24 protein-coding genes and 1 pseudogene are annotated in these 26,815 nt (G+C 69.0%); 9 read left to right on the top strand and 16 right to left on the bottom strand.

All coding sequences use genetic code 11. The features are described 5' to 3' along the window. Nucleotides 1-103: 103 nt before the first annotated feature. A complete protein-coding gene (locus tag ACNFOC_RS25485) occupies nucleotides 104-811 on the top strand; it encodes a sensor histidine kinase (protein ID WP_416961414.1) in 708 nt (235 codons plus the stop codon). 16 nt (nucleotides 812-827) lie between these two features. On the opposite strand, the gene ACNFOC_RS25480 is transcribed toward ACNFOC_RS25485, so the two are convergent. Next, nucleotides 828-1,442, bottom strand: a complete 615-nt coding sequence (locus ACNFOC_RS25480) for a TetR/AcrR family transcriptional regulator (protein ID WP_416961413.1) — start codon at nucleotides 1,440-1,442, stop codon at nucleotides 828-830. Between the two features lie 62 nt (nucleotides 1,443-1,504). On the opposite strand from ACNFOC_RS25480, the gene ACNFOC_RS25475 reads away from it, so the two are divergent. Beyond that, complete coding sequence (locus tag ACNFOC_RS25475) at nucleotides 1,505-2,626, top strand: alpha/beta hydrolase (RefSeq protein ID WP_416961412.1); 1,122 nt, start codon at nucleotides 1,505-1,507, stop codon at nucleotides 2,624-2,626. Nucleotides 2,627-2,628: 2 nt separating this feature from the next. Here ACNFOC_RS25475 and ACNFOC_RS25470 read toward each other — a convergent pair whose 3' ends face one another. Genes ACNFOC_RS25470 through ACNFOC_RS25455 form a run of 4 tightly spaced genes read right to left on the bottom strand, consistent with a single transcriptional unit; the run spans nucleotide 2,629 to nucleotide 4,956 of the window. Then, entirely contained in the window at nucleotides 2,629-3,624 is a 996-nt protein-coding gene (locus tag ACNFOC_RS25470) for a catalase (RefSeq protein ID WP_416961411.1), read from the bottom strand. 23 nt (nucleotides 3,625-3,647) lie between these two features. Further along, complete coding sequence (locus ACNFOC_RS25465) at nucleotides 3,648-3,884, bottom strand: DUF397 domain-containing protein (RefSeq protein WP_416961410.1); 237 nt, start codon at nucleotides 3,882-3,884, stop codon at nucleotides 3,648-3,650. A 14-nt stretch (nucleotides 3,885-3,898) separates the two neighbouring features. Then, the gene (locus ACNFOC_RS25460) at nucleotides 3,899-4,135 is read right to left on the bottom strand and encodes a DUF397 domain-containing protein (RefSeq protein WP_416961409.1); all 237 of its coding nucleotides are present in this window, start codon (nucleotides 4,133-4,135) and stop codon (nucleotides 3,899-3,901) included. Next, nucleotides 4,132-4,956: a helix-turn-helix domain-containing protein gene (locus tag ACNFOC_RS25455; protein WP_416961408.1), complete on the bottom strand. Its 825-nt coding sequence runs from the start codon at nucleotides 4,954-4,956 to the stop codon at nucleotides 4,132-4,134. The genes ACNFOC_RS25460 and ACNFOC_RS25455 overlap by 4 nt, the downstream gene beginning before the upstream one ends. Before the next feature lie 130 nt (nucleotides 4,957-5,086). On the opposite strand from ACNFOC_RS25455, the gene ACNFOC_RS25450 reads away from it, so the two are divergent. The 4 genes from ACNFOC_RS25450 (at nucleotide 5,087) to ACNFOC_RS25435 (ending at nucleotide 9,935) form a co-directional block, all read left to right on the top strand. After that, the gene (locus ACNFOC_RS25450; protein ID WP_416961407.1) at nucleotides 5,087-5,650 is read left to right on the top strand and encodes an ATP-binding protein; all 564 of its coding nucleotides are present in this window, start codon (nucleotides 5,087-5,089) and stop codon (nucleotides 5,648-5,650) included. Continuing rightward, nucleotides 5,593-6,960, top strand: a complete 1,368-nt coding sequence (locus tag ACNFOC_RS25445) for a DUF3500 domain-containing protein (RefSeq protein WP_416961406.1) — start codon at nucleotides 5,593-5,595, stop codon at nucleotides 6,958-6,960. Before ACNFOC_RS25450 ends, ACNFOC_RS25445 begins: the two co-directional genes overlap by 58 nt. A 109-nt stretch (nucleotides 6,961-7,069) precedes the next feature. Further along, a complete protein-coding gene (locus ACNFOC_RS25440; protein WP_416961405.1) occupies nucleotides 7,070-8,269 on the top strand; it encodes a 4-hydroxybenzoate 3-monooxygenase in 1,200 nt (399 codons plus the stop codon). 67 nt (nucleotides 8,270-8,336) lie between these two features. Continuing rightward, nucleotides 8,337-9,935: a methyltransferase gene (locus tag ACNFOC_RS25435; protein WP_416961404.1), complete on the top strand. Its 1,599-nt coding sequence runs from the start codon at nucleotides 8,337-8,339 to the stop codon at nucleotides 9,933-9,935. A 55-nt stretch (nucleotides 9,936-9,990) separates the two neighbouring features. Here the strand turns inward: ACNFOC_RS25435 and ACNFOC_RS25430 are convergent, their stop codons facing one another. The 8 genes from ACNFOC_RS25430 to ACNFOC_RS25395 form a co-directional block, all read right to left on the bottom strand. Then, on the bottom strand, nucleotides 9,991-11,703 hold the full coding sequence (locus ACNFOC_RS25430) for a pyridoxal phosphate-dependent aminotransferase (RefSeq protein ID WP_416961403.1): 1,713 nt from the start codon (nucleotides 11,701-11,703) through the stop codon (nucleotides 9,991-9,993). Between the two features lie 180 nt (nucleotides 11,704-11,883). Then, entirely contained in the window at nucleotides 11,884-13,038 is a 1,155-nt protein-coding gene (locus tag ACNFOC_RS25425; protein ID WP_416961402.1) for an aldose epimerase family protein, read from the bottom strand. Nucleotides 13,039-13,111: 73 nt separating this feature from the next. Next, the gene (gene mmsB / locus ACNFOC_RS25420; RefSeq protein ID WP_416961401.1) at nucleotides 13,112-14,356 is read right to left on the bottom strand and encodes a multiple monosaccharide ABC transporter permease; all 1,245 of its coding nucleotides are present in this window, start codon (nucleotides 14,354-14,356) and stop codon (nucleotides 13,112-13,114) included. Next, nucleotides 14,353-15,903, bottom strand: coding sequence for a multiple monosaccharide ABC transporter ATP-binding protein (gene mmsA, locus ACNFOC_RS25415; protein ID WP_416961400.1), 1,551 nt, complete (start codon nucleotides 15,901-15,903; stop codon nucleotides 14,353-14,355). Before mmsA ends, mmsB begins: the two co-directional genes overlap by 4 nt. A 47-nt stretch (nucleotides 15,904-15,950) precedes the next feature. Next, nucleotides 15,951-17,060 carry a multiple monosaccharide ABC transporter substrate-binding protein gene (gene chvE / locus ACNFOC_RS25410; RefSeq protein ID WP_416961399.1) on the bottom strand — a complete coding sequence of 370 codons (1,110 nt, stop codon included), beginning with the start codon at nucleotides 17,058-17,060 and terminating at the stop codon, nucleotides 15,951-15,953. Nucleotides 17,061-17,326: 266 nt separating this feature from the next. Beyond that, entirely contained in the window at nucleotides 17,327-18,301 is a 975-nt protein-coding gene (locus ACNFOC_RS25405) for a hypothetical protein (RefSeq protein ID WP_416961398.1), read from the bottom strand. Nucleotides 18,302-18,422: 121 nt separating this feature from the next. Then, a complete protein-coding gene (locus ACNFOC_RS25400) occupies nucleotides 18,423-19,427 on the bottom strand; it encodes a zinc-dependent alcohol dehydrogenase (protein ID WP_416961397.1) in 1,005 nt (334 codons plus the stop codon). Further along, the gene (locus ACNFOC_RS25395; protein WP_416961396.1) at nucleotides 19,424-20,581 is read right to left on the bottom strand and encodes a mandelate racemase/muconate lactonizing enzyme family protein; all 1,158 of its coding nucleotides are present in this window, start codon (nucleotides 20,579-20,581) and stop codon (nucleotides 19,424-19,426) included. Before ACNFOC_RS25395 ends, ACNFOC_RS25400 begins: the two co-directional genes overlap by 4 nt. 255 nt (nucleotides 20,582-20,836) lie before the next feature. Here ACNFOC_RS25395 and ACNFOC_RS25390 point away from each other — a divergent pair. After that, nucleotides 20,837-21,034, top strand: a pseudogene (locus tag ACNFOC_RS25390) (SCO2400 family protein); the annotation flags it as partial. A gap of 216 nt (nucleotides 21,035-21,250) precedes the next feature. Further along, nucleotides 21,251-21,679, top strand: coding sequence for a hypothetical protein (locus ACNFOC_RS25385; RefSeq protein ID WP_416961415.1), 429 nt, complete (start codon nucleotides 21,251-21,253; stop codon nucleotides 21,677-21,679). 58 nt (nucleotides 21,680-21,737) lie between these two features. Here the strand turns inward: ACNFOC_RS25385 and ACNFOC_RS25380 are convergent, their stop codons facing one another. Further along, the gene (locus ACNFOC_RS25380; protein WP_416961395.1) at nucleotides 21,738-22,175 is read right to left on the bottom strand and encodes a MarR family winged helix-turn-helix transcriptional regulator; all 438 of its coding nucleotides are present in this window, start codon (nucleotides 22,173-22,175) and stop codon (nucleotides 21,738-21,740) included. Between the two features lie 127 nt (nucleotides 22,176-22,302). Between ACNFOC_RS25380 and ACNFOC_RS25375 the strand changes: the two genes are divergently transcribed. Beyond that, nucleotides 22,303-23,301: an NADP-dependent oxidoreductase gene (locus tag ACNFOC_RS25375; protein ID WP_416961394.1), complete on the top strand. Its 999-nt coding sequence runs from the start codon at nucleotides 22,303-22,305 to the stop codon at nucleotides 23,299-23,301. 58 nt (nucleotides 23,302-23,359) lie between these two features. Here the strand turns inward: ACNFOC_RS25375 and ACNFOC_RS25370 are convergent, their stop codons facing one another. Both ACNFOC_RS25370 and ACNFOC_RS25365 read right to left on the bottom strand, forming a co-directional pair. Further along, nucleotides 23,360-24,514, bottom strand: coding sequence for a serine hydrolase domain-containing protein (locus tag ACNFOC_RS25370; protein ID WP_416961393.1), 1,155 nt, complete (start codon nucleotides 24,512-24,514; stop codon nucleotides 23,360-23,362). Further along, on the bottom strand, nucleotides 24,511-26,815 hold a 2,305-nt coding region (locus ACNFOC_RS25365), incomplete at its 5' end, for a M14 family zinc carboxypeptidase (protein ID WP_416961392.1). The genes ACNFOC_RS25370 and ACNFOC_RS25365, both read right to left, overlap by 4 nt.

Below are 26,815 nucleotides of genomic sequence, written 5' to 3'. Positions count from 1 at the left end.
GAATCTCACCGACCTTGCCACCTCGGCCGCGGCCGTGTCAGGGCGTTGATCAGCCAGTCACCAGCGGGATTGTGCCGGACGGGACGAAGTCGGGCGGCTCGCCGTGTCGTTCGGGCGGATGCTGGAGCGGCTCGCCGCCGCGCGTGCGGCGCAGGAGCGGCTGGTGCAGGACGCCGCGCATGAGCTGCGGACCCCGCTGACCAGTCTGCGTACCAACGCGGACGTACTGCGCCGCGTCACCGAACTCTCCCCGGACGCCAGGGACCGGCTCCTAGACGACGTGGAGGGCGAGACCCGTGAACTCACCCACCTGGTGGACGAGTTGGTCGAACTTGCCCTGGCGCGCGACCGGGGCGAGCCCGAACAGGCCGTGGAACTGGCCGAGTCGGCCCGCCGCGCCGCCCGTCGGGTGCACCGGCGCACCGGCCGCCTCGTCCACATCGACGCCGACGCCACCGTGGTCCACGGCCGCCCCCAGGCACTCGAACGCGCGCTGGGCAACCTGCTGGAGAACGCGGCCAAGTTCGCCCCCGACGACCACGAACCCATCGAGGTACGCATCCGTCGCGGCGAGGTCACCGTCTCCGACCACGGACCGGGCATCACCGACGCCGACACCCCGCGCGTCTTCGACCGCTTCTACCGTGCCGACACCGCGCGCGGGCTGCCCGGATCCGGGCTGGGCCTCGCCATCGTCCGGGACGTGGCCGAGGCGCACGGCGGGACCGTGTTCGCGGGGACGCGGGCCGGTGGCGGTGCGGCGGTGGGATTCACGGTGGAGGGATCACGGCTGGTGCGACAGGACCGGTGAAGCCGTAAGCGATGCTTCAGGTCGGGCGGATGCCCAGCGCCGCCAGGCACAGGGCGATCGCCGTCTCCACGCACTCGGCCGGGGTGCGCCCCGGCGGCGGGTCGAGGATCGCGCCGTGGACCTGGGCCTCGGCCGCCTGGACCAGGAGCAGGGCCGTCAGGGTCGGGTCGGGGGAGCCCAGGCCGAGACGGCGCAGGTGGTGTGCGACCTCGGCGGCCATCTCGGTCTGGAACGCGCGGAGTTGGGCCGCGGCTTCGGCGGGGCGCGGGGCCTGGTCGTAGAGAAGCCGGTGCAAGTGCGGGTCTGTGTCGTGGAGTTGGGCCAGGGTCGAGTACAGGGTGCGGATGGTCTGTTCGGGTGGGGGTGCGGCCGCGCGCAGGTCCGCCATCGCCGATGTCATCGCGGCGGCCAGTGCCTGCGCATGCCGCTCACCGAGGGCGTACAGCAGCGCGTCCTTGTTCGGGAAGTACTGGTAGAGCGAGCCGATCGACACCCCGGCGCGGTCCGCGATCTTGTTGGTGGTCGCGCCGGTGTAGCCGAGGGACTCGAAAAGCTGAGCAGCCGCCTCCAGGATCGCGTCGTACGTCTCCTGGGACCGCTGCTGACGTGGGCGTTTGCGGGGTGTGGACATGGCCGGGCGCGGGGTCCAATGCGAGTTGTCAGAAACTGAGGATTACTCGCATTGTAGAAGGCATGTTCACCTTCCCCGTAGAGCCCGACGACCTTCTGGACGAGCGCACCCGTCAGTTCGTGGCGCTCGGGATCCCGCGCCCGGTCGTCGACCGCGCCCGAGCCCGGATCACCGACATGTGGGGGACGGGGGTGAGGAGTTGGGTTCCGGTGTGGGCGGCCGAGGCCGAGCGGGCGCACGCCTCCGGCGACCCGCTGCTCGCCTCGCTCTGCTGGGGCGCGGCCCGCTTCCCGTGCCTGGCGACCGACGACCGGCGAGCCGCGCAGGAGCACCAGCTCGCCGCGTACCTCGAAGCCGCGCCCCGCTTCCCCGTCCGTTTCCAGCGCGCGGTACTGAACGTGCCCGAACCCGTCCCCGTGCACTTCTTCCAACGACGGCGACGGGGGTCGGCCCGGTCGGGAGTCGTCGTCCTCTGCGGCGGCGTCGACACCTGGAAAATGGACCTGCACCGGCTGGCCGTAGCCACCGCCCGCGCCACCGGCCTCCTCGTCGCCGCCGTGGACATGCCCGGCACCGGCGAGTCCTCGGTCCCGCTCTCACCCGACGCGGACCGCATCCTCGTCGGCCTGGTCTCCCAACTCCGGTGCGCCTACGGCCAACCGGTCGGGTTCTACGGCATCAGCTTCGGCGCGCACTGGGCGGCCAAACTGGCACTCGCCGGCCACGTAGACGCGGCCGTCGACCTCGGCGGGCCGACCGGTCTGACCGACGACCCCGTCGATCTGCTCAGCCTGCCGCACGGCATGTCCGGGATCATCGGCAACGCCCTCCACGTGGACGAGATGCCGGACCAGTCCGCGATCGCCGACCTGCTCGCCGGTTTCTCCCTGCGCGAGCAGGGGCTCCTCGACAAGGCCGGGGCCGAGAGCGCGCCGCTGCTGGTGATCAACGGCGCCGATGACATCTACGTCCCGCTCGGCGACATCGTAGGACTGGCCGGGCGGCCGGAAACGACGGTGTGGGTGATCAAGGACGCCGGCCACTGCGCGCCCGAACGGTCGACCCAGGTCAACCTCGCCCTGTGGGGCTGGCTGGCCGCACGCCTCGCCCCGGGCCGCCCGTTGCCGCGCCTGGCGGAAGCCGCGGCACGGCAGCCGCTACGGCCGTTCCTCAAAGGTGCGTGACGTCAGGGTGCGAGCCGGCGTTCCGCCGAGACGGAGTACGCGTGGCGGCGGAAGGCCAGCATCTTGTCGTCGGAGGCTTCCACGCCGGGGGCGAGGCGGGTCGGGTCGAACACCTGCTGCTGCCAGTGGTCCTCGCGCGGCGAGCGGGACGTCACGTGCAGGTGTCCGGCAGGGATCAACGGGCGCTGTTCCGGCCACGCTTGGGACGGGTCGTGGGTCGGGTCGTTCGGCTCCGCGAGCTGGTACACCACGGTGAAGGTGACGGGCCCGGTTTCGAGGCGGGAGTCGAGGTCGCCGATGAGGAAGTCCGGGGCGAGCGTCTCGGCGTACGCGGGATCGATCTCGACCTCGCCCAGTTGGGGCACGAGACGGTAGCGGAAGGGGCGGCGTACGCCCGACTCGTCGACCAGGACGAAGGCGTGCAGCCCGTCGTAGCGGGTGGTGGCGAAACTGGCGGGCGCCTGCTGCCCGGCGAACGACTTCAACGCCCCCCGGCTTTCCGGGTGTTGGGCAAGAACGGTGGCGAACTTCCCGGCCGCGGCGAGCTTCCCCTTCGCCCGGTCGGCGAACCCGCCCTCCGTGCCCGCCATGCCCAGCGCCTCGACGAGGTCGATGAACCCCTCGGGATTGTGACTCGGGAACACCCGGAAATTCGCGGCCACCAGATCCATGACGGCCTTCGCGTCATCGCTACTGCCGTCGCCGTCAAGGAACTTGACCGCCATCCCGCGCACGCCCCGTGCCCGGTCGTCGGCGGCGAAGTTGCCGGAGCCGTTCGAGAACCGGATCACTGCGTTGGCTTCGGCGGTGAGGCAGGTGGCCGTCGTCCACTTCGCGATCTGCCCGGTGGGCACGAACCGCGCGTCGTACACGGCACCGCGGGCGTGCAGGCGGCGATCGTGCGGGCGTGGATGCGCGGCGCCTTCGATCCGGTCGACGGCCTGGGCCGCGGTCATTCCGTCTTCGGTGACCGAGGAGTCCTGCGGTGACTGTGCCATGGCGGCATCATCGCATTCGCGGATCACAGGGTGACGATGAACTTCGTCCAGGTGGTGGGGGTGAGGGTGAGTTGGGGGCCCTGGGTGTGCTTGGAGTCGCGGATGTGGATGGTGGTGGGGCAGGTGGCCACCTCCACGCAGTCGCCGTCACCACTGCTGCTGTAGCTCGACTTGTACCAGGACAGGGCGACTTCTACGCAGTCGCCGTCTCCGCCGCTGCTGTAGCTGCTCTTGAACCAGGCCAGTTCAGTGGTGCTCATGGCGGAGCCCCCGATCACAGGGTGACGATGAACTCGGTCCAGGCCGTGGGGGCGAGGGCCAGTTGGGGGCCTTCGGTGTTCTTGGAGTCGCGGATGTGGATGGTAGAGGGGCAGTTGGCCACCTCGACGCAGTCACCCGAACTGCTGCTGCTGTAGCTGGACTTGTGCCAGGCGAGGGCGACTTCGACGCAGTCACCGGAGCCGCTGCTGCTGTAGCTGCTCTTGAACCAGGCCAGTTCGGACGTGCTCATAGGTCTCCTCGCATGCGCCGCAACAGGCTCAAGGAGTCCTGGATGGTGAGAGCCTGCGAACGCATTCTGGCATATCGCATCTGGAGCACGCTCACTACTTTTCGATCAGTGATGAGCAGCCCGCTCTCGTGCCCCTCGGAGTATGCGTACCACCGGTTGTTGGGCTCTTCGAGCAGTTGCATGGGACCGTTCAACCCGGCGTGACGGTCCCGCAGTTGGGGCATGACCTGGACTTCTACGTTCCGCAGTTCGGCGACCCTCAGCACGTGGTCGATGAGTTCCCGAGTGACCTCCACCCTGCCTGTGCGGCGCAGGAACAGGCCCTCCTCCAGGATGAAGCTGAACGCTGTGTTCGGTCGCTCCCACAACAGCCTTTGCCGCTTCTCTCGTTCTACCCACTGCGTCTCGATCTGCGAGTCGTCCATCGGCGGCAGATGCTCGTTGAACAGCGTCCGCGCGTACGCCTCCGTCTGCAACAACCCAGGAATCATCCGGCATTCGTACGTGTACAGCGTGATCGCCGTCTTCTCCTTCAGCGCCCACTGCCGGAACCAGGACGCCAACCCCGGTCGCCGCTCCAGATGTTCCGCCGCCCTCCGTACCGCCCCGGTGTTGCCCAACACAGGCTCGGACCGGTCCACGAACGGCGTGTCCGGCATCCGCCTCCCCAACTCCACTGACTCCACAGTGTGTTTGGAGTACCCGATCCGCCGTCCGAACTCCTCCCGGTTCAGCCCCGCATGCTCCCGCAGGGCCTGCAACATCGCCCCGAACGTTCGCAGGCTGTCGGACACTTCGGGCTCACCGCTGCCTTCGACCATGGTCACCCACCTCCCGCGCACATGGTTACGGAACGTAGCGCGTACTGTCCAGCGTGTGACCCCGTACGCTGCCGCAGCGTACGGGCTCGGAACCTGGTGAACTGGCCCCCCTGAACGCCACATTGGGCCCATGACCACCCAACCCCCCGTCACCGTACGCACGTTCGCCCAGCGCCTCAGCCCCACCCCACGCGGCGCCCGCCTCGCCCGTCACCTCGCCCTGCATCAACTCCACGCCTGGGGCATCCCGCACGGCAGCGACCCCTCCGACGCCGTCGCCGCGGTCGTCGCCGAACTCGCCGCCAACGCCGTCACCCACGGCCGCGTACCCGGCCGGGACTTCGAACTCCGGCTCTCCCTCGTCACCGGGAGTGTCCGCATCGAGGTCACCGACACCCGTACCGGACCGCTTCCGCCCGCACCCGGGGCCGTAGAACAGCCGGACCTGCTCGACGAGAACGGGCGCGGGCTCGTGCTCGTCGAGGCGCTCGCGGACCGGTGGGAGGTGGTGGACCGGGTGCCGCCGCCGGGCAAGACGGTAAGGGTGGAAATCGACGTACCGAGGTGGTTGGCACTGGTCAGGCGATTGGACGGGACTTCAGGTTCGGCTCAGGTTGGTGCGGGAGGTTGGCCCGTATGCACGGACACCGCCCCCGCACCCCCGAAGCCGACCGCAGCCGCCGCTGGTTCATGAACAAGGCGCTGCTCGCCGGCGGAGTCGCGGCTGTCGCGACCATGACCGGCTGCTCGTCGGACGCCTCCGACACGGCCACCGCGTCCTCGTCCTCCGGCGCCCCGAACGGCGCCCCCTCGGGCGGCCCCGGCGGTGGCATGCCCACCGGCGCGATGCCTTCCGGCGGGCCCGGGGGAGGGGGCAGCGGGATGGGCCCCGGGCAGAGCGAGGTCAAGTACGCCGACTTCAAGGGCGTGACCACCGACGGCAAGATCGCCGACGGGCTCTACTCGATCCACTCCACCGACGTCTCGACGGACGGGATCGTCAAGGCCGCGCAGGCCTTCCTCGACGGGCTCAGCGCCAAGGAACGCAAGTCCTGCACGTTCGATGTCGACAACAACGAGTGGCTGGCCTGGAGCAACGTCGACGGGTACCAGCGCAAGGGTGTCCGGATGGGCGACATCACCGCGAAGAAGCGGAACCTGGGCTACGCGCTGCTCGGCGCCGCCCTGTCCGCCGACGGGCTCACCCAGACCCGCAACATCATGAAGCTGAACGCCTTCCTCGGCGACTACAGCGGCGGTAACCGGGACACCCTCACCGAGGGCGCGTACTTCTTCACCTTCATGGGCACGCCGTCCACCACCAAGCCGTGGGGCTTCCAGTACGAGGGCCACCACGTGGCCATCAACTTCTTCGTGCTCGGCGACCAGGTCGTGATGACCCCGACCTTCATGGGGTCCGAGCCGACCTCCGCCACCTACAAGGGCGAGAAGATCACCCTGTTCAAGCCCGAGACCAAGGCCGGTCTCACCCTCCTGCGCTCGCTCACCGCCGCCCAGCGCGCCAAGGTGATCTCCAGCACCAAGAAGTCCGGCGACGACATGAAGGCCGGGGCCGGGCAGGACAACGCCAAGCTCGCCTACCAGGGGCTTGTCGCCAAGGACTTCACCAGCGCCCAGAAGCAGAACCTCCTCGACCTCGTGCGCGTCTACGTCGGCAACATGAACGACGGCCACGCCGAAGTGAAGATGTCGGAGGTCGAGGACCACCTCGACGCGACCTACTTCTACTGGATGGGCGAGACCAAGGACTCCTCCGCCTTCTACTACCGCGTGCACAGCCCGGTCGTCCTCATCGAGTACGACGCCCAGTCGCCTCTGGCCTACGGCACGAAGAGCAGCAATGCGAGCCCGGGTGCCGGTGGCGGTATGGGCGGGCCCAACGGCACCCCCACCCAGCAGCACATCCACACCATCATCCGGACCCCCAACGGCGGCGACTACGGCGTGGACCTGCTCAAGCTGCACCTGGACAACGACCACTGACATATGCCCAGTTGGCCCTTATGGGCTAAGAAGTCGTCTTCGATTGCTCATCTCCCTGATCTGGCTGATATGAAACCCCTTGGCCGAAAAAGCAAGATCAGGGGTGGACGTGGGGAAACGATTCGACTCCGGTGCGCGGACCGGCGTGCGGACCGGGGTGGTGATCGTCGGGGCGGGCCCGGCGGGGCTCGTCCTGGGGAACCTGCTGCTGGACCGTGGCATCGACTGCGTGATCCTGGAACGGCGCGGACGCGAGGCGGTGGAAGGGCGGGCCAGAGCGGGTTTCCTGGCCGCCCACTCCGTCCGCGTCCTCACCCGACACGGGCTCGCGGATGGGCTGTTGGCCCGGGGCCACACCCACCAAACCTGCCTCTTCCGCAGCGAGAAGGGTGAATTCACCCTCGACTACGGCGAGTTGGGGCGCCGCGAGGTCCACACGGTCTACCCCCAGCAGGAGTTGGTACGGGACCTGCTCGCCGAGTACCTCCGACGCGGCGGCGAGATCCGCTTCGACACGGAGGTCGAGGAGATCTCCGAGGACGGCCGGGTACGGACGTCCGACGGCACGGACGTCGTCGGGCGTTACGTCGCCGGGTGCGACGGGCACCGGGGAGTCGCCCGCGCGACCATGACCGCGCACGGGACGCGTACCGCCCGCTGGGACCACGGCGTGAGCTGGCTGGCGGTCCTGGCCGAGGCCCCGCCGAGCATGGAAGCCGTCGGATACGCCCTGCACGAACGGGGATTCGCCGGTCACATGGCCCGCACGGCGACCGTCACCCGCTACTACCTCCAGTGCCCGCGCGGAACCGATTCCGCCGACTGGAACGAGGACCGCGTCTGGACCGAGCTGGCGACTCGGTTCCGTACGGACGAGTTCGGCGTGCTCAAGGACGGCCCGGTCCTGGAGAAGGCGGTCGTCGACCTGCGCTCCGACGTCCTCGACACCCCCGGCACCGGCCGCCTCTGGCTGGCGGGCGACGCGGCCGGCCTCATCAGTCCCTCGGCCGCGAAGGGTGCCAACCTCGCCGTACTCCAGGCCGAACGCCTCGCCCAGGCACTGACGTCGGCGCTGAAGCACGCCGACGAGAGCGACCTCGACCGCTACGCGGCCGACTGCCTGCCGCGTGTCTGGCGGGCCCACGAGTTCTCGCACTGGATGAGCGGCCTGCTGCACGGCCCGTCCGCCGAGGACGCCGTCGACGCGCACGCCCGCTACGGCCGCGCGCTCCAGTACGCCCGCCTGGACAGCCTGCGCACGTCCCGCGCGCACCAGGACTTCTTCGCCGAGAACTACACGGGCATCTGATCCCGCCTCTTCTCTCCCGCCTCTTCTCTCCCGTCTCCCGTCCCCACGATCCACCGGGAACCCCTTCATGAACCTCCCCGTCGTACAGGCACGCCTCGCCGCAGCCGACGTAGCACGCGTCCAGCGCGCGGCGGCCTACGTCGAGACCCACGACACGGACCAGGTCCTCGCCGAACTCCTCCCGGCCCTCACCCGCGCCGAACGGGCGGACGTGTCCCGCCACTTGGTCTTCGACCACACCGCGGTCCTGGTCTTCCCCGACTCCCTCGACGGCCTCTGCGAAGAACTCCGCCGCCTCGGCCTCGAACCGGGCCCCGTCACCCCCAGCGTGGTGGTCCGCGACCGCCTGACCCGCCGCTACGGCCCGGAACTCGCCGACGTCCCGGTGGGCATCGTGCACGTGGCGGTAGGGGGACGCAGCGTGGAGATCTTCGCGCTCCCGGTACCCCCGGAGTCGGCGCTGGAGGCCGTGGCCGCCGACGAACGCGAGGCGGAACACGAGTCCCACCACGCCTTCGCGGTGACGGCCCCCGGCCCGGTGGTCCCCGCAGGCCTACGACTCCTCCTCCAGGAGCGAGGCGGCGCGGTCCCCGACGGCGGCGGCTACAACGGCCACGAGAACGTCACCGTCCTCTACCACCGCACCACCACCCACCGCCGCTTCGAACTCCGCCTCCCCGGCCGCCACACCCCACTCCCCGACCCGACGACCGCCCTGCTCACCGTGATGACCGGAGCCTGGGCCACCCAAGCGGTCGCCACCATGGCCGAGTTGAACATCGCGGACCACCTGGCGGACCACCCCGGCATGTCGGCGGAGCGGCTGGCGGCCCTCACGTCGACGCACCCGGACGCACTACGCCGCCTGCTCCGTTACCTGACGACGCTGGGCCTGCTGACGGCATCGGACGACACCTACCACCTCACGGCGGCAGGCCAACCCCTGCGCACGGCAACGGAGTTCTCCCTGAACCCGCTGGCGCGTCTGTACGCGGGCCCGTTCTACGACTCGTTCGCGGGCCTGACCCACTCCGTACGCACCGGCAAGGAAGCCTTCGCCCACCGCTACGGCCAACACCACTTCCCGTACTTCGCCCAACACCCGGAACTGGGAAGCCTGTTCCACCGTTCGATGGCGGCGAGCGCGGAGATGTTCACCCCGGTACCGACACTGATCGACTTCTCGAAGGCACGGCGAGTGGTGGACGTGGGCGGCGGAAACGGCGCGCTGCTCGGCCGGCTGCTCCGGACCCACGCCCACCTGGAGGGCGTCCTGTTCGAACGCCCGGAAACCCTGGAGTCAGCCCGCAAGGAACTGACGGAACGCTGCACCTTCGTACCAGGCGACTTCACGGAGTCCGTACCGGAAGGCGGAGACGTCTACCTCCTCTCCCGAGTCCTCCACGACTGGGACGACGCCCGCTGCCTCACGATCCTCAACAGATGCGCGGACGCGATGCGCCCAGGCACCCAACTCCTCGTGGTCGAGCGCCTGTTGCCAACTCCGACGGCGGTGGCGTGGGATGTCCACATGCTGTGCAACGTCGGCGGCCAAGAACGCGACGAGGACCATTACCGACGCCTGCTGGAGAAGGCAGGCTTCGAGGTACAGGGATCCAACGCCTTGCCATTGGGGGCGTCACTGATCAACGCCGTTCGTTGTTAGGGGCGCGGGGAACTGCGCGACCAGCCCCCACGCACCCGCACCCGGCAACGAACCCCTAACCCGCCTGCCCCATCCCTGCAGCATTGGGCCAACTCTGCGCGTTAGGCCACCCCGTCGCAGGCGCCGGCGCAAGATTCTGCATCCCGTTGGGACTAGTAGCCCCCCGAACCTGCGCGGCCGTAAGCCCATTACGCGCAGGCACACCGGTCGGGGTCGGCCCCTGCGGCATCGGTGCCGGCGCGGGGGCGGGCGCGGGTACGCCGTAGGGCTGTTGGGGCATCTGCTGGGGTACCTGTTGCGGCATCTGCATCGGCATGCCCACCCCGTTCGACTGCTGGTCCGCCATAGCGGTCATCGGCATCTGCTGAACCTGCGCGGCGGCAGCCATCGGCTGGAACTGCGGCTGCTGTTGGGGCTGCGGCTGCGGTTGCGGCACCTGCATCGGCACGGGCTGAGGCTGCTGCATCTGAGCCGCCGCGGGCATCGGCATCTGCGCGGGCATGCCGACCCCCGACGTCCCCGTACCGAGGAGCGCCTGCGCGGCGAGGTTCTGCATGCCCGCCCCGTTCGTCGCGCCGACCAGGCGGTCCACGGCCGCCGTACCCGAGCTGTAGTTGGTCCCTGTACCCAGCTCGGGTACGGCAGCTCCCCTCCTGGTCCCGTAGAGCACCTGTTCCATGCCGGACACCAGGCGACGCACGTCCGTCTGGGGGCGCACCACGAGCCGCAGGAAGCGGCTGGACGAACCGATCTTGTTGCCGCACTCGCGGACCAGGATGCGGTGCTCGGTGAGCATCCGGTCCCGGACCACGGTTCCCTCGGCGCCGACGGGGAGGCGTACGAAGAGGAAGTTGCCCTGCGACGGATAGACCGTCAGGCCGGGCAGCGCGGAGAGATGGCTCGCCATGTCGAGCCGGTCGCGGCGCACCTGCTGGAGGCTCTGCGCGTACTCCGCGCCGTGCTCCTTGAGGATGAACACCACATGCTCGGCAAAGGCGTTGAGGTTCCACTTGGGGAGCATCGAGCGTATGCGGCCGGCCAGGGCGGGGTTCGCGACGAGGTAGCCGAACCGTATGCCGTGCAGGCCGAAGTTCTTGCCCAGGCTGCGCAGCACGACGACGTTGGGGCGCAGCATCGCCTCTTGTACGACGCTGGGTTCGACCTCCGCGTCCGCGAACTCCAGGAACGACTCGTCGATGATGACGAGGTCCAGGTCGGCCATCGCGTCCATGAACTGGACGAGCGCCTGCTTGTGCAGGAAGCCGCCGTCGGGGTTGTTCGGGTTGCAGATGACGGCGACCTTGGTGTTGCGCTTGCGGATGAACTCGGCGTACTGCGTGAGGTCGAGGACGAAGCCGTTGGACTCCTGGAGCGGGAACATGTCGACCCGCTTGCCGGTCTCCATGGGCTGGTCGGTCCAGCGGCCGAAGGTGGGGACGGGGATGGCGAGTGACTCGCGGACCATCAAGTGGTCGATCCAGGTGATCAGTTCGGTGGAACCGTTGCCCATCGCCACGCAGCTCGGCGGGAGTTGGAGCAGGTTGCAGAGCTCGGCCGTGATGGTGTCGGCGCTGCTCGGGTAGTACGTGATGATCTCGCGCAACCGGGCCGCCATCTCGTCGAACATGGCGGGGGTGGGGAAGTACGGGTTGCACGGGATACAGAAGTCCACCGGGCCGGTGCCGTCGCTCTCACGCGCCAGCGCTGCCATCGACGGGCTGTGCGCCGCCGTACTGCGGAACAGCGAGGTGACGTTGGAGTCGGCCAATGGAACCTCCGTATGAAGGCGGGCCCGGTGGGGACGACCGGGCCCGTCGTCTTGGGTGGCCCGCGCGGGGGAGCACGGGCCACCCATGAGTACGGAGACGGGAGTGGCACTGTTCAACGGATGTGAAAATGGTGTGAGTTCGGGAACCCCGGATCCGAACTACGCGTCAGCTGTGAGCTTTCAGGAGCTGAACGTGTGGATCGTCGACGTCTTGTACGTCTGACCAGGCCTCAGCACTGTCGACGGGAAGTTCGCGTGGTTCGGCGAGTCCGGGAAGTGCTGGGTCTCCAGGCACAGGGCGTCGCCCTGGCGGTAGGTGTGGCCGCCGGTGCCGGTGAGAGTGCCGTCGAGGAAGTTGCCGGTGTAGAACTGAAGGCCCGGCTGGTCGGTGGCGATCTTCAGGGTGCGGCCGGAGTGCGGGTCGTGCAGGGTCGCGGCATGCTCGGGCTTCGCGGTGATGCCCTTGTCGAGGGCCCAGTTGTGGTCGTAGCCCTTGGCCTGCACCTGCTGGACGTGGCCGGCGCGGATGTCGCGGCCGATCGGCTTCGTCTTGCGGAAGTCGAAGGGGGTGGCGGAGACCTTGGCCAGTTCGCCCGTGGGGATCAGTCCCGAGTCGGTGGGCGTGTAGCGGGCGGCGGGGATCGTGAGCTGGTGGTTCTCGATGGTGCCGCTGCCCTCGCCGGCGAGGTTCCAGTAGACGTGGCTGGTCAGGTTGACGACCGTGGCCTTGTCGGTGGTGGCCTCGTAGTCGATGCGCCAGTCGCCGTGCTTGTTGAGTGTGTACGTCACCTTCACCTTGAGGGTGCCCGGGTAGCCCATCTCGCCGTCGACGCTGGTGTAGTAGAGGTGCAGGCCGACGTCGGAGCCGGAGGTGAAGCCCTCCACGTCCCAGATGTGCTTGTCGAAGCCCTGGGTGCCGCCGTGCAGGCTGTTGACCCCGTCGTTGACGGAGAGCTGGTAGCTCTTGCCGTCCAGGGTGAACTGGCCCTTGGCGATGCGGTTGCCGTAGCGGCCGATGAGCGCGCCGAAGTACGGGGTCTTCGCCACGTAGTCGGCGATGTTGTCGAAGCCGAGCGACACGTTGGCGTACTTGCCGTGCCGGTCCGGGAGTTCGAGGGACTGGACGACTCCGCCCCACGACAGCACCTTGAGCCGGGTGCCGCCGTTCTCCAGCGACCAGCGGTAGACCTTGCTGCCGTCGGCGAGGGTGCCGAAGAGTTCCTTCACGGGCTTCTTGCCTCCCGAGGCCGCCTGCGCCGTACCCGTACCGAGTGTGCTCGCGGCGATACCCGCTGCCGCGGCGCCTGCAATGACCGTGCGTCTGTTCAGTTCCATTGAGCGGCTCCTGCACATGGAAGGGGCCCCGCCGTGCTGTGCGAATGACAGACGTGCGGGGCCCGGGCTGGACTTACGAACCGGACTTGCGTTTGTTCCATACGTCGAAGCCGACCGCGGTCAGCAGGGCGAGGCCCTTGATGACCTGCTGCCAGTCGGTGCCGACGCTGAGGAGGTTCATGCCGTTGTTCAGCACGCCGAGGACCAGACCGCCGATGATGGCGCCGAGGACGGTGCCGACACCGCCGCTCATGGACGCGCCACCGATGAACGAGGAGGCGATGGCCTCCAGTTCGAAGCCGTCGCCCGCCTTCGGCGAGGCCGCGTTGAGGCGGGAGGTGACGACCAGACCCGCCAGGGCCGCGAGCACGCCCATGTTCAGGAACACCTGGAAGGTGACGCGCTTGTCCTTGACGCCGGACAGCTTCGCGGCCGGCAGATTGCCGCCGATCGCGTAGATGTGGCGGCCGAAGACGGTGTTGCGCATCACGTAGCCGTAACCGGCCACCAGGACACCGAGGATGATCAGGATGATCGGCGCACCGTCGTAGCTGGCGAGCAGCAGGGTGAGCCAGGCGATCGCGGCGATGATCGCGACGAGCTTGAGCAGGAACAGCTTGGTGGGCGCCACGTCGAGCGAGAACTCCTGCTGCCGGCGCCGGTCGCGCACCTCCTGCCACACCACCGCGGCGATCATCACGAGGCCCAACAGCAGCGTGATGTTGTGGTAGTTGGTGTTCGGGCCGACCGCGGGCAGGAAGCCGTTGCCGATCTTCTGAAGGCCGCCCGGGAAGGGGCCCAGCGTCTGGCCCTGGAGGAGGATCTCCGTGAGGCCGCGGAAGAGCAGCATCCCGGCAAGGGTCACGATGAAGGACGGTATCCCCGCGTAGGCGATCAACAGCCCTTGCACCGAGCCCGCCACGGCGCCCATCAGCAGGCACAGCACCAACGCGACGGGCCACGCCACATGGTGATTGACCATCAGGACCGCCGCGAAGGCGCCCACGAACGCCGTCAGCGAACCGACCGACAGGTCGATGTGCCCGGCGATGATGACCAGCATCATGCCGATCGCGAGGATCAGGATGTAGCTGTTCTGGAGTACCAGGTTGGAGACGTTGCGCGGCAGCAGCAGGTCCCCGCCGGTCCAGACCTCGAAGAAGATCACGATCAGGCCGAGGGCGATCAGCATGCCGTACTGGCGCATGTTGCGCCGCAGGCCGTCCAGCACAAGGTGCAACAGGCCGCCGCCCGCGGCCGATCCGCTCTTGCCCGGCGGCGCGGGGGCCGGGCTCTTGGCGGTCACGTCCGTGCTCATCGGGTTACCTCTTTGTCCTTCGTCATCTGGCGCATCAGCACTTCCTGCGTGGCCTCGGCCCGGGGCACCTCACCGGTCAGCCGGCCCGCCGCCATCGTGTAGATGCGGTCGCACATGCCGAGCAGCTCCGGCAGTTCGGAGGAGATGAAGACCACCGCCTTGCCCTCGGCGGCGAGTTGGTCGATGACCGTGTAGATCTCGTACTTGGCACCCACGTCGATGCCGCGCGTGGGCTCGTCCAGGATCAGCACCTCGGGACCCGCGAAGATCCACTTGCTGAGGACGACCTTCTGCTGGTTGCCGCCGGACAGCTTGCCCACCGGCTCGAACACCGTCGGCGCCTTGATGTTCATCGACTTGCGGAACCGCTCGGCGACCTGCCGCTCCTCCTGCTCGTCGACCACACCGCGCTTGGCGACCTTGCCCAGGGCGGCCAGCGAGATGTTCCGGTTGATCGTGTCGATGAGGTTGAGGCCGTAGTGCTTGCGGTCCTCGGTGACATAGGCGATGCCGTGCTTCACCGCCTCCGCGACCGACTTGGTGCGGATCTCCTGGCCGTCCTTGAGAACCGTGCCGCCGGCGTAGCGGCCGTAGGAGCGCCCGAAGACGCTCATCGCGAGTTCGGTGCGGCCGGCGCCCATGAGTCCGGCGATGCCGACGATCTCGCCCCTGCGCACATTTATTGACACATCGTCAACTACCTTGCGCTGCTGGTCGATCGGGTGGAACACGGTCCAGCCGCGGATCTCCAGAGCGGGTGCCGCCTCGGGCTTCCCCTCGTGCGGGGTGCGCTCGGGGAAGCGGTGGTCGAGGTCGCGGCCGACCATGCCGGAGATGATCCGCTCCTCGGTCGTCTCCGGCGCCTTCACGTCCAGGGTCTCGATGGAGCGGCCGTCGCGCAGGATCGTCACCGAGTCGGCGACCCTGCGGATCTCGTTCAGCTTGTGCGAGATGATGATGCAGGTGATGCCCTGCTTCTTCAACTCCAGGATGAGATCGAGGAGTTTGCCGCTGTCCTCGTCGTTCAGGGCCGCCGTCGGCTCATCCAGGATGAGCAGCTTCACCTTCTTCGACAGCGCCTTCGCGATCTCCACGAGCTGCTGCTTGCCCACGCCGATGTCGGCGACGCGGGTCTCCGGGTGGTCGCTCAGGCCCACCCGGCGCAGCAGTTCGGTGCCGTGCCGCAGTGTCTCGTTCCAGTTGATGAGCCCGCGCGTGGCGTGCTCGTTGCCGAGGAAGATGTTCTCCGCGATGGAGAGGAACGGCACCAGCGCCAGCTCCTGGTGGATGATGACGATGCCGTGCTGCTCGCTCGCCCGGATGTCGCGGAAGCGGCACTCCTCTCCTTCGAAGAGGATGTCGCCCTCGTAACTGCCGTGCGGATGGACGCCGGAGAGCACCTTCATCAAGGTGGACTTCCCGGCGCCGTTCTCACCGCAGATGGCGTGGACCTCGCCCTGACGGACCGTCAACGTGACGTCCGACAGCGCTTTTACACCGGGAAAGGTCTTGACGATCGAGCGCATTTCCAGGACGGGTCCCGCCATGGTCGTGCCTACCAATCAAGTGTGGGGTCGGGTAACTGGCTGCGGACTTACTTGAGTTGCGCGTCCGTGTAGTACCCGCCCTTGACCAGCACGTCCTCGTAGTTGGTCTTGTCCACGCTGACCGGCTGGAGCAGGTAGGCGGGGACGACCTTGGTGCCGTTGTCGTAGGTCTTGGTGTCGTTGGTCTTCGGCGTCTTCTTGTTGAGGACGTCGTCGATCATGGTGTCCGCGACCTTGGCCAGCTCACGGGTGTCCTTGTAGACGGTCTGCGTCTGCTCACCGGCGATGATCGACTTCACCGAGGCCAGCTCGGCGTCCTGGCCGGTGATGACCGGCAGCGGCTTGCTGGCCGAGCCGTAGCCGTCCGACTTCAGCGCGGACAGGATGCCGATGGAGATGCCGTCGTACGGCGAGAGCACCGCGTCGACCCGGCCGCTCTTGTAGGAGCCGGTGAGGATGTCCTCCATGCGGTTCTGCGCCTTGGTGCCGTCCCAGCGCAGGGTGGTGACCTTGTTCAGCGCGGTCTGCCCGGACTTGACGACCAGCTTCTTCTGGTCGATGTACGGCTGGAGCACGCTCATCGCGCCGTTGAAGAAGTACTTGGTGTTGTTGTCGTCGTTCGAGCCGGCGAACAGTTCGATGTTGAACGGGCCGTTCTTGCCCTTGTCCAGACCGAGCTTCTCGACGATGTAAGTGGCCTGGAGGACACCGACCTTGGTGTTGTCGAACGACGCGTAGTAGTCGACGTTCTTCGTGCCGAGGATGAGGCGGTCGTAGGCGATGACCGGGATCTTCGCGTCCGCGGCTTCCTGGAGCACGTTGTTCAGGGACTTGTTGTCGATGGCCGCGATGATCAGGCCCTTGACGCCCTGGGTGATCATGTTCTCGATCTGGGAGACCTGCTGGTCCGGGTCGTCCTCACCGTAGACCAGCTTGGTCTTGTAGCCCTTGGTCTTGAGGTCGCTGACCATGTTGTTGCCGTCGGAGATCCAGCGCGCGGAGGACTTCGTCGGCATCGCGATGCCGATCGTGCCGCCCTTGGCGCTGCTCTCCTTCTCCTTGCTGCCGCCCGAACCGCTCTGCCCGCACGCGGACAGGGTCAGCGCGAGGGTGGCGGCGCCGGCTATGAGGGGGAGGGCGCTTCTGCGGATGCGCATGTGAACTGGCCTCATTCTTCTCGTCGTTGAGAGTGCAGCGAGTGTGGGGGTGGTTCAGGGTGCGGGGTGGTGCGGGTTGTGTTGTGTGGTGCGGGTGGTGCGGGTCGTGTTGTGTGGTGCGGGCCGGTGGGGGCTGGTCGCGCAGTTCCCCGCGCCCCTGGACAGCGGGCCTGCGTTTGAGAGGTGCACCTGGAAACTGGGAGTGCGTTTCTTAGGGGCGCGGGGAACTGCGCGACCAGCCACAGGCGGCCCGCAGCCCCCGTCGGTCAGTCAGTGGCACTCTCGGTCGGGAAACGGTTGAGGGAACCCGGCAACCTGGAGCCCAGCGGAGCCATGTCGCCGTCCGCGCCGTGCCTCGCGAGCAGGTCCAGGGCCAGCCGACCCCGACGGACCCGCTCCCGCGCCGTGTCGAGGGTGACATCGCGCAGGTGGGTGCCCCACGGGTAGATGCTGGGGGCCTTGGAGAGACCGAACTTCAGGTAGAGCGGAGCGCCGCGCCGGATCAGCTCGGCGACCTCGTACATCCGGATGTAGCCACCGAGGTCGTCCGGCGCCTCGATGTACATGTCCATCGGAGCCGCCGACACCCGCCGGATCTCCGTCAAGTGATCCAGCGTCAGATCGCTCGGCACGTTCAACGAGTCCGCGCCGAGCCGCTCGTACACCGCGTACGCCGCCGGGTTGACCGGACCGATCAGCGCCGAGACCTTCAGCGTCGTGTCGGCCGGAATGATCCCGGCCACCCGCGCCCGGTGCAACGTCCACAGCACACCCTCGTCGGCGACGAGCAGGCACTTCACGCCCAACTCCGTTGCCCGCACGGCGTCTTCGACGCACCCGGCGACCGCGTCATGGCCACGGGCACGCAGGCCGCCGCCGCGCGAGTCGGAGCGGACCGAACCGCCGATGTCCCAGGTCCCGCGCGGACCGGTGAACAGGCAGAGCTCGATGTCACGTTCGGCGGTGGCCTCGACCATCTCGGTGATCTCGGCGTCGGTCAGCATCCACACACCGCTGCCCTGGCTGATCCGGTGGATCGGCACGTCCAGGCGCGAGGACTCCTTGAGGATGACCGCCAGCGCCTCGGGCCCCTCGCACGAGGGGATCTCGGTGCGCCAGCGACCGCCGTCCGGGAAGGTGTGGGTCGAGGCGTCGGCGGGGTCGAGGGCGGGCGCGCCCAGGCCGAGCGCGGAGAGCGCCTGCTCCCCGGGCCTGCGGGCTGCCGTGGCGGTGTCGGTCACTTGCTGTCCTTCGCGTTCGGTATTTCGGACGAGGTTCGCGGCTCGGGGTAGAAAGAGGCTTTGGTGGTACGCCGGCACGGGGTGGTCAGGTCACCCCGTGCCGACGTACGGCTGGGGTTTCCTACGGCCGGAGCAGCACCTTGCCGACCTTGGGATCGCCGGACCCCACCAGCTCGATGGCCTGCGGGAACTCGGCGAGCGGCAGCTCATGGGTGACCAGGGGGAGTGGATCGAGCAAGCCCGCCCCGAACACCCGCACCGTGTGCGCCCAGGCGTCCGGCGGTGCCCCGAAGACGGTGTGCACCTCCAGCTGCCGTACGACGAGATCGGTCGGATCGAGACCCTCGGCGCCCGGCGCGGGAATGCCGGTGAGGACCAGGCGTCCGCCGCGCCGGAGCAGGGAGGCGGCGGTACGGGCCGCGTCGGCGGAGCCGGCGGTCTCGATCACCACGTCGAAGTCGTCCGGGAGGGGCTCGTTCTTCGTACGGAAGTCCGTGGCGCCGAACTGCTCCGAGAGCGCGGCCCGGTCCGGGCGTGAACCCACGACGAGCAACTCGGCGGGGGAGCCCGCCTTCAGGAACTGGATCGCGAACATCCCGAGCGTGCCGGTACCGACCACGGCGACCCGCTCACCCGGCCGCGCGTTGGCCTTCAGGGCCGCCGCCGCGATGCAGGCCGCCGGTTCCAGCAGTGCCGCGGCCGTCAAGTCGGCCTCGTCCGGGAGGACATGGAGGAGCCGGGCCGGGAGGGTGAGCGTGGTGGCCATCGCCCCGGGCTGGGTGAAGCCGGTCTCCTCGTAGCCCGCCGTGCACAGCGTCGTCTCGCCCGCGTGACAGCGGTCGCAGACCTGGCAGTTGCGGAAGCCCTCGCCAACGACCTTGCGGCCCACGAGAGTCGCGGGCACCCCGGCGCCCACCGCCTCCACCGTGCCGGACCACTCGTGGCCCGGGGTGAGGGGGTAACGGACGTAGCCCTCGGGCCTGTTGCCCTGGTACACCTCGCGGTCGCTGCCGCAGATGCCGACCGCGTGGACGCGCACCAGCGCCTCGCCCGCGTCCGGCTGCCGGGGCTCGTGCGAGGCCAGCCGGTGCTCGCCCGGTGCCTCGATGACGACCGCGGTGCTCACTCCGAGCCCTTCGGCTTGCGCTGCTCCCAGCCGTCCGCCCACAGGTCGAACCGCGCCTGCTGCTGCGGGAATTCGGCCGCCGCGTCGGTGTCCAGCTCGACCCCGAGACCGGGCGCGTCCGAGAGGTGGAAGTAGCCGTCGATCACCTGCGGGGCGCCCTTCACGACCTTCTTGATGTCCGCGTCCGCGAAGTCGTTGAAGTGCTCCAGGATCTTGAAGTTCGGGGAGGAGAAGCCGACTTGGAGCGAGGCGGCGGTCAGCACCGGGCCGCCCACGTTGTGCGGGGCGACGAGGACGTAGTGCGCCTCGGCGGTCGCGGCCAGCTTGCGCGTCTCCCAGATACCGCCGATGTGACCGACGTCGGGCTGGATGATGTCGACGGCCTGGCTCTCGAACAGCTCGCGGAACTCGATCCGGTCGTGGATGCGCTCACCCGTGGCGATGGGGATGTCCACCTTCGCCGCGACCTTCTCCAGCGCCTTCAGGTTCTCCGGCGGAACCGGCTCCTCCAGCCACGCCGGCTTGAACGGCGCGAGTTCGTGCGCCAGCCGTACGGCGGTGGACGGCGAGAACCGGCCATGCATCTCCAGCATCAGCTCGGCGTCCGGACCGATCGCGTCCCGCACGGCCTCGATGAGGGAGACCGCGTACAGGGTCTGCTCGTGGTCGAGTTCGAAGTGCCCGGTGCCGAAGGGGTCGATCTTCAGCGCCTTGTAGCCGCGCTCCATGACCCCCTGGGCGGCCTTGTGATAGGCCTCCGGGGTCCGCTCGGTGGTGTACCAGCCGTTCGCGTACGCCTTCACCTTGTCGGTGACCTTGCCGCCGAGCAGCTGCCACACCGGGACGCCGAGGGCCTTGCCCTTGATGTCCCAGCAGGCCATCTCGATCACGGCGATGCCGGACATCACGATTTCACCCGCGCGCCCGTAGTCGCCGTACTTCATCCGGCGTACGAGGTCTTCCACCGCGAACGGGTCGGAACCGAGAATGTGGTTTGCCTCGGCCTCGCGCAGGTAACCGATCAGCGCGTCGGTGTGGCCCAGCATCCGGGTCTCGCCGACGCCGGTGACGCCCTCGTCGGTGTGCACTTGGACGTACGTCAGATTGCGCCATGGCGTCCCGACCACGTGCGTACTGATTCCCGTGATGCGCACGGCAGATGCCCCCTGTGCTCTTCAATGCTGTTCGAAATATCGGCTCACGTTCGAAATGCTGGGCAGACAGTAAGGACGGCGGGGCGGGGGTGTCAATGGGTCGAACAAGTAACGGTTTCGGCAAGGGGCGTGATCGGCATACCGATCGGCCGCGCCGGTTCGTGTCGATTCTTGTCGTTTCCCGCCGCGTCCCTACACAACTTTCACAGGCGTGACTATGAACGTTACCTGTGAGGAACTTATTCTTCCCGCGTCATGGACTACTGCCACCCCTGCGGCCGGTACCTGAACGGCGCCCTCGCGTGCCCGGGGTGCGGCGCATCAGCCGAAGCGCCTGCCGACTCAACTCAGGCCCACGCGCGCGCAGTTGACGCGCGCCCGCACACGGGCGACGCCCCGCGCGAGAGCGCGGACGCGGACGCGGATGTGCGCGACGACGCGCATGAGGAAGGCGACGCGGACGGTGAGCCTCAGGGACGTGCCGCGCGCCGGAAGAGCCGCGGGCGCGGACGGGGGCGAGTCGGTACTGGCAGTGGCGGTGGCAGCGGCAGCGGTGACTTCGACGGTGACGGCGATGGCGATGGCGATGGCGACATCGAGGGCGCCGTCGCGGCGGGCGCGAGCCGTCGCGATCGCAAGGCCGCGGCACACCGTCGGCGGCGGCGCCGGGTGCTTCTCATAACGGCCGGTTTCATACTGGCGGCGGGCGGTCTGAGCCTGGCGGAGCTGGGCACGGACGCGCCGTTCTCGAACCAGAAGTCCGCGGCGCCGGGCGCGTCCGCGGAGGGCGGGGCGGACGCGGAGGCCGGCGAGACGGCGGAGCCCCTGGACGTCACGAAGACCGTCGGAACCAGCGCGGGCACGGCGTCCCCGGACGCCTCGGCATCCCCGTCCGCGTCGCCTTCGAAGTCCGCGAAGGAGACGAAGGACCCCGAGGAGTCGCGGACCCCGACGACGGGCACCGGCACCACGTCCCCCGCGTCGACGTCCACGACCGACCCGGCGACCACCCCGTCCTCGGAACCGTCCTCCTCGGACCCGAGCCCGACACCGTCGCCCTCGGAAACGTGCAAGCAGATCCTGTGGTGGTGTTCCTGAGCCGCTTGGCTCGGATGCCCGTGGGTGGCTTCGCTCAGGCGCCGGTGGGTGGCTCGGCTCAGACTTCCAGCATTCGTCGTAGCAACCCTCGCAACGCCAGCCGTTCCTCGTCCGACAGTCCCGCGAGCGGCTCGCGGGCGAACCGCAGTGATTCCCGCAGGCTACGGGCCACCCGGCGCCCCTCGTCCGTGGCCGCCGCCAGCTTCACGCGCCGGTCGGCGGGGTCGGGGCGGCGCTCCACCAGGCCGCGGGTCTCCAGCCGGTCCACGATCCCCGTCACGTTCGACGGCTCGCACTTCAGCTTGCGCGCCAGCTTGCGCATCGGCAGGGGCTCCAGCGACAGCAGGCTGAGCAGCCGGGCCTGCGCCCCGGTCAGCCTGTGGTCGCCCGCCGCCTCCTCGTAGTCCGCGTAGAACCGCGCCACGACATCGCCGATCAGCTCGACGACCTCCATGGTCACGGGGTCGGAGCGGCGCGTCTTTTCGGGTGTGGCCATGGACTCAAGCGTACCCGGTTACTTGACATCATGAAATATTCAGGAGCATGGTTGTTTCAGGTACTGAAGTATTTGGCAGTATGCGAACCACCCCGCACGACCCCCTGCACTACGAAAGGCGCTTGTGATGATCAACCGCGAATGGCACCTGCTCAGCCGCCCGGTCGGCTGGCCGAAGCCCGAGGACTTCGCCCTGGTGGAGACCGAGACGCGGGCCCCGGCCGAGGGCCAGGTGCTGGTGCGGAACAAGTACCTGTCGGTCGACCCGTACATGCGCGGCCGCATGAGCGCCGCCAAGTCGTACGTCGCCCCCTTCGAGCTGGGCAAGGTCATGCAGGGCGGCGCGGTCGGCGAGATCGTCGAGTCGAACGCCGAGGGCTTCGCGGCCGGCGACCACGTCCTGCACTTCGGCGGCTGGCGCGAGTACGCGACCATCGACGCCAAGGGCGCCGTCAAGGTAGACCCCGACCTCGCCCCGCTCTCCACCTACCTCGGCGTCCTCGGCATGACCGGCCTCACCGCCTACGCCGGCCTGCTGCGCACCGCGTCCTTCAAGGAGGGCGACTCGGTCTTCGTCTCCGGCGCCGCGGGTGCCGTCGGCAGCCAGGTCGGCCAGATCGCCAAGCTCAAGGGCGCCTCCCGGGTGATCGGCTCCGCCGGCTCGGACGAGAAGGTCAAGCTCCTCGTCGAGGAGTACGGCTTCGACGCGGCCTTCAACTACAAGAACGGCCCGGTGAGCCAGCAGCTGCGCGAGGCCGCTCCGGACGGTGTCGACGTGTACTTCGACAACGTCGGCGGCGACCACCTCGAAGCGGCGATCGGATCCCTGAACGAGCGTGGGCGCATTGCCATTTGCGGCATGATCTCCGTCTACAACAGCACCGAGCCGGTTCCCGGGCCGAAGAACCTGGGGCGCCTCATCCAGACGCGCGGCCGTATCGAGGGCTTCCTCGTCGGCGACCACTACGACCTTCAGCCGCAGTTCGTCCAGGAAGTCGGCGCGTGGGTGGCTTCGGGTGAACTGAAGTACCGCGAGACGGTCGTCGAGGGCATCGAGAACAACCTGGAGGCGTTCCTCGGGCAGCTGCGCGGGGACAACACCGGCAAGATGATCGTCAAGCTCTGACGCGAGACGTCTCTACGACGAGGCCGCACCCTTGGACGTCGGGTGCGGCCTCCGTCCGTCAGTGGGCCAGCGCCGCGCTGTGCACCGCCCGCACCAGCCCCACGTTCTCCGGGGCCGCCCCGCCCGGGAACCCGAACCGGCGCCTGGTGTAGCCGTAGGCCAGGCCGCTGCGGGGGTCGGCGAAGGCCTGGCAGCCCGCCGCGCCGCTGTGGCCGATCGTGCCGGCGCCCAGGAACGGGTACCAGGCGTCCGCGGTCGCCTGGAAACCCAGGCCGTACGCCCGGTGCGTGCCGGTCACCACGTCGTACCCGACGGAGTGCAGCTGCCCGAACTCCGCCACCGTGTCCGGCTTCAACAGCGCGGCCCGGTCGTCGACTTCGCTGATCGTCGCCGCGTACAGCCCGGCGAGACCGCGCGCCGACGCCACCCCGCCGACCGACGCGGGACCCTTCGCCCGGATCACCCGCTCGTTCGGCAGCGACTCCAGGACGGTCGGCTGCGCCGCGTGCTCGTTGAACGCGATCGCGCCCAGACTGTGCGGCCCGGCGGGCTCCGCGGCGCGCGCGGCCTCCTGCTCCGGGGTCGGCAACTGGGGCTGGGTGGTGCGGAATCGGGGTTCGTGCGCCGCCGGCAGCCCGAGGAAGAAGTCCAGCCCGTACGGCGCGCGCACTCTCTCCTCGTGCACCTCCTGGAGCGAACGGCCCGTGGCCCGCCGTACGATCTCGCCGGTCAACGCGCCGATCACCAGGGCGTGATAGCCGAAGGCCGTGCCCGGGCGCCAGAACGGCCGCTGGTCGGCGAGGCGTTCGGCCACCGCCCGGTCGTCGGAGAGTTCGTCGAGCGTGAAGCCCGTGTCCGTCCCGACCAGACCCGCGCGGTGCGCGAGCAACTCGCGCAGCGTCAGCGCGCCCTTGCCCTCGGACGCGAACTCCGGCCAGTAGTACGTGACTTTGCGGTCCAGCTCCAGCGTGCCGTCCTGCACGAGCAGCGCCACCACGAGGTGCGCGGCGCCCTTCGTGGACGAGAACACGCCATAGAGCGAGTCGCCTTCGGTACCGGGCGGCCCCGCCCACAGGTCGACGACCCGCCGACCGTGTACGTATGCACACAACTGGCCCTCGTAATCGGCACGTTCGGCCGCCACGACCGCGGCGAACTCCTCCCGCACCGCCTCGAAGCCGTCGGCTACGGTGCCGTGGATCTCCTGGGTCATCTGCTCTCCTCGACTGATCCGCTGCTCGCGTGTGCCATGGTGAACAACGCCTGCCCGACCTGCGGGAGTTCCCCCTTCGGGTGATCCCGGAAGAGGGGCTCCGTGCCGAACAGGACAGCTCGCGGGCCACTGACGACCGAGGGCCGCCCCGCCGCGTCCCCGGGACCACCGGAACCATCGGCCGACGCCCGCCAGTGCCCGGCGACGAGAGGGTTCCCGGTCGCGTACGACTGCTCCACGCGCACCCCGGGCCCGAGACCGGTGAACCACACCGGCGCGTAGACGAAGGAGTGGGGCGGGGCTCCGGCCGTCACCGGTCCCGAATTCACCACCCGTACAACGCCGTTGGCCGCCTCTTCGCCCTCGACGGGTGTCGCGGTCAGCAGGCCGGTCGCGGAGGCGAACGCGGCGCCGGTGACGCCCCGGCCGACGAGTCCGTGCCCGGTCGACAGGAAGGTGTGGAGGGCGGTGCGGGCGGCCGGGGTCAGGTCCTCGTGCTCCAGCCCGGCCGACACGAACAGGACGTCCGCCTTCGACCAGTCGAACCCGGCGTTCAGGATGTCCGTCGACACGGGCGTGACCTCGAAGTTCATCTCCCGCAGCGCGAACAGCTCACCCGCGGTGACGGCGGCGGCGGCGCGGAGGGGGCGGAGGGCGGTCGTGCCGGTGAGGGTGGTCGCGTCGAAGGCCACGTCGTACTTGCCGGCCGCCTCCGTTGCCTTCGCCCGCGCCGACTCCGGCACGATCGCGCTGCCGTCCGCTGCCCGTCGTACCGGAATCCCCTGCTGGAGAAGGGAGTTCACGGCCGCGAACTCCGCCGGGTCGGTGAGGCGGAGGCGGAGGCCGCCGTGCGGGGCTACGTAGGCGACCGGGGAAGGGGCGGAGATGGCGTGGAGGGGCTGAAGTGGTGTGCCAGGGAGGGTGGTTGCCGTCCCGACCGTGGCGCCCCACAGGCGGCCCAGGCTCCAGGCCGAGATGTCGTACATGGCCGTCACCTTGTCGCTGATGTCACGGCCGTCGGCCAACAGGGCGTTCGCCAGGCCCCGTTTGGGCTGGTGCATGTCGACGACGTACGGGCCGTTCGCCGCGCGTAGCACGTGGACGTCGTTGGCGAGGAGATGGGCGACCAGGCGGGCGCCCGCGGTGTCGGCCGCAATGGTGTAGGCGCGGGGGAATTCGGTCGTGTAGACGTCCTCGGGGCCGATGCCCGGGACCCCCGGGACGGTCCGCGTCGACACAGGCACCTGCTCGGCGCCCGCCGCGCCCCGCCGGAACATCTCGATCTGGTCGGCGATGAGGGAAGTCCGGTGAGACTGAGTGAAGTTGAGGGTCGCGCGCATGGCGGCGCCCGCGACGGCCACGTTGATCGCGGCGCGGCGGTGCAGCTCGGTGGTGGGGAGGGTGTCGTAGGCCGCGTTGTTGACCTGGAGCGGGATCTCGACCGTGTGGGCGGCGACCGCGCCCTGGAAGGCGGCGTACTGCGGGGTGAAGACCGGGGGCCAGTCGTCCCAGCCCTCCGCCTGGTCGCGGAAGGGGATCTGGGCGGGCGAGACCCCGTCCCTGGCCGGCGTGTAGCCCAGGCCGTCGACCGCGGTCTCCATGCCGAGGGCGTTGGCGTAGGTGTTCTTGAGGAAGAGGTCGTACTCGTAGTTCTCGCCGTGCGGGGGAGTGGTCGGCTCGATGAGGGTGCCGTTGACGTAACCGTGCAGGTCGAGCAGGACGGCGGGCTGTTTGTCGATCGTGATCGCGCGGATCGTGCGGGTCTCGGGCTGCGAGGCGGTGATCAAGTCCCGGTTCAGATCGAAGCCGTTGGCGTTGGTGCGGGTGTTCGCGATACGGCCGTCCGGGTTCGCCGTGAGGTTGAAGTAGAGGCGGCTGTGCGCCAACAGGTCTTTGGTTTTGGCGTCGTTGGAGGTGGCGAGCTGGGAGATGAGGTCGAGGGAGGCGTCGGTGCCCTCGCGTTCGTCGCCGTGGATGTTGTTGTCGAAGAGGACGGGGGTCTTGTAACCGGCCTTGATCTCGGGGGACTTGGCTGCGGTGGCGGGCGCGTTCTCGATGAGGTCGCGCATCCGTTCCTGGGCGGTGGCCTGGTCGGCGGTCTCCGGGGCGGTGACCGTGACGAGGTACAGCCGGTGCCCGCCGGCCGAGACGCCCGCGACCTCGACACTCACCCGGTCGCCCAGCCGCTGGAGGGCGTTCAGGCGCGCGGCGAGGGCGTGGTACGGGGTCAGGCCGAGCCTGACCGACGCGTCGGCGGGGTTCGCCGGTTCGGGGGAGAGGGCCTGGCGGCGGGGATAGCCG

The organism is Streptomyces colwelliae (assembly GCF_048158785.1).
In the GTDB taxonomy this organism is placed as follows: Bacteria; Actinomycetota; Actinomycetes; order Streptomycetales; family Streptomycetaceae; genus Streptomyces.
This window is presented reverse-complemented; position numbering and strand designations above follow the sequence as displayed.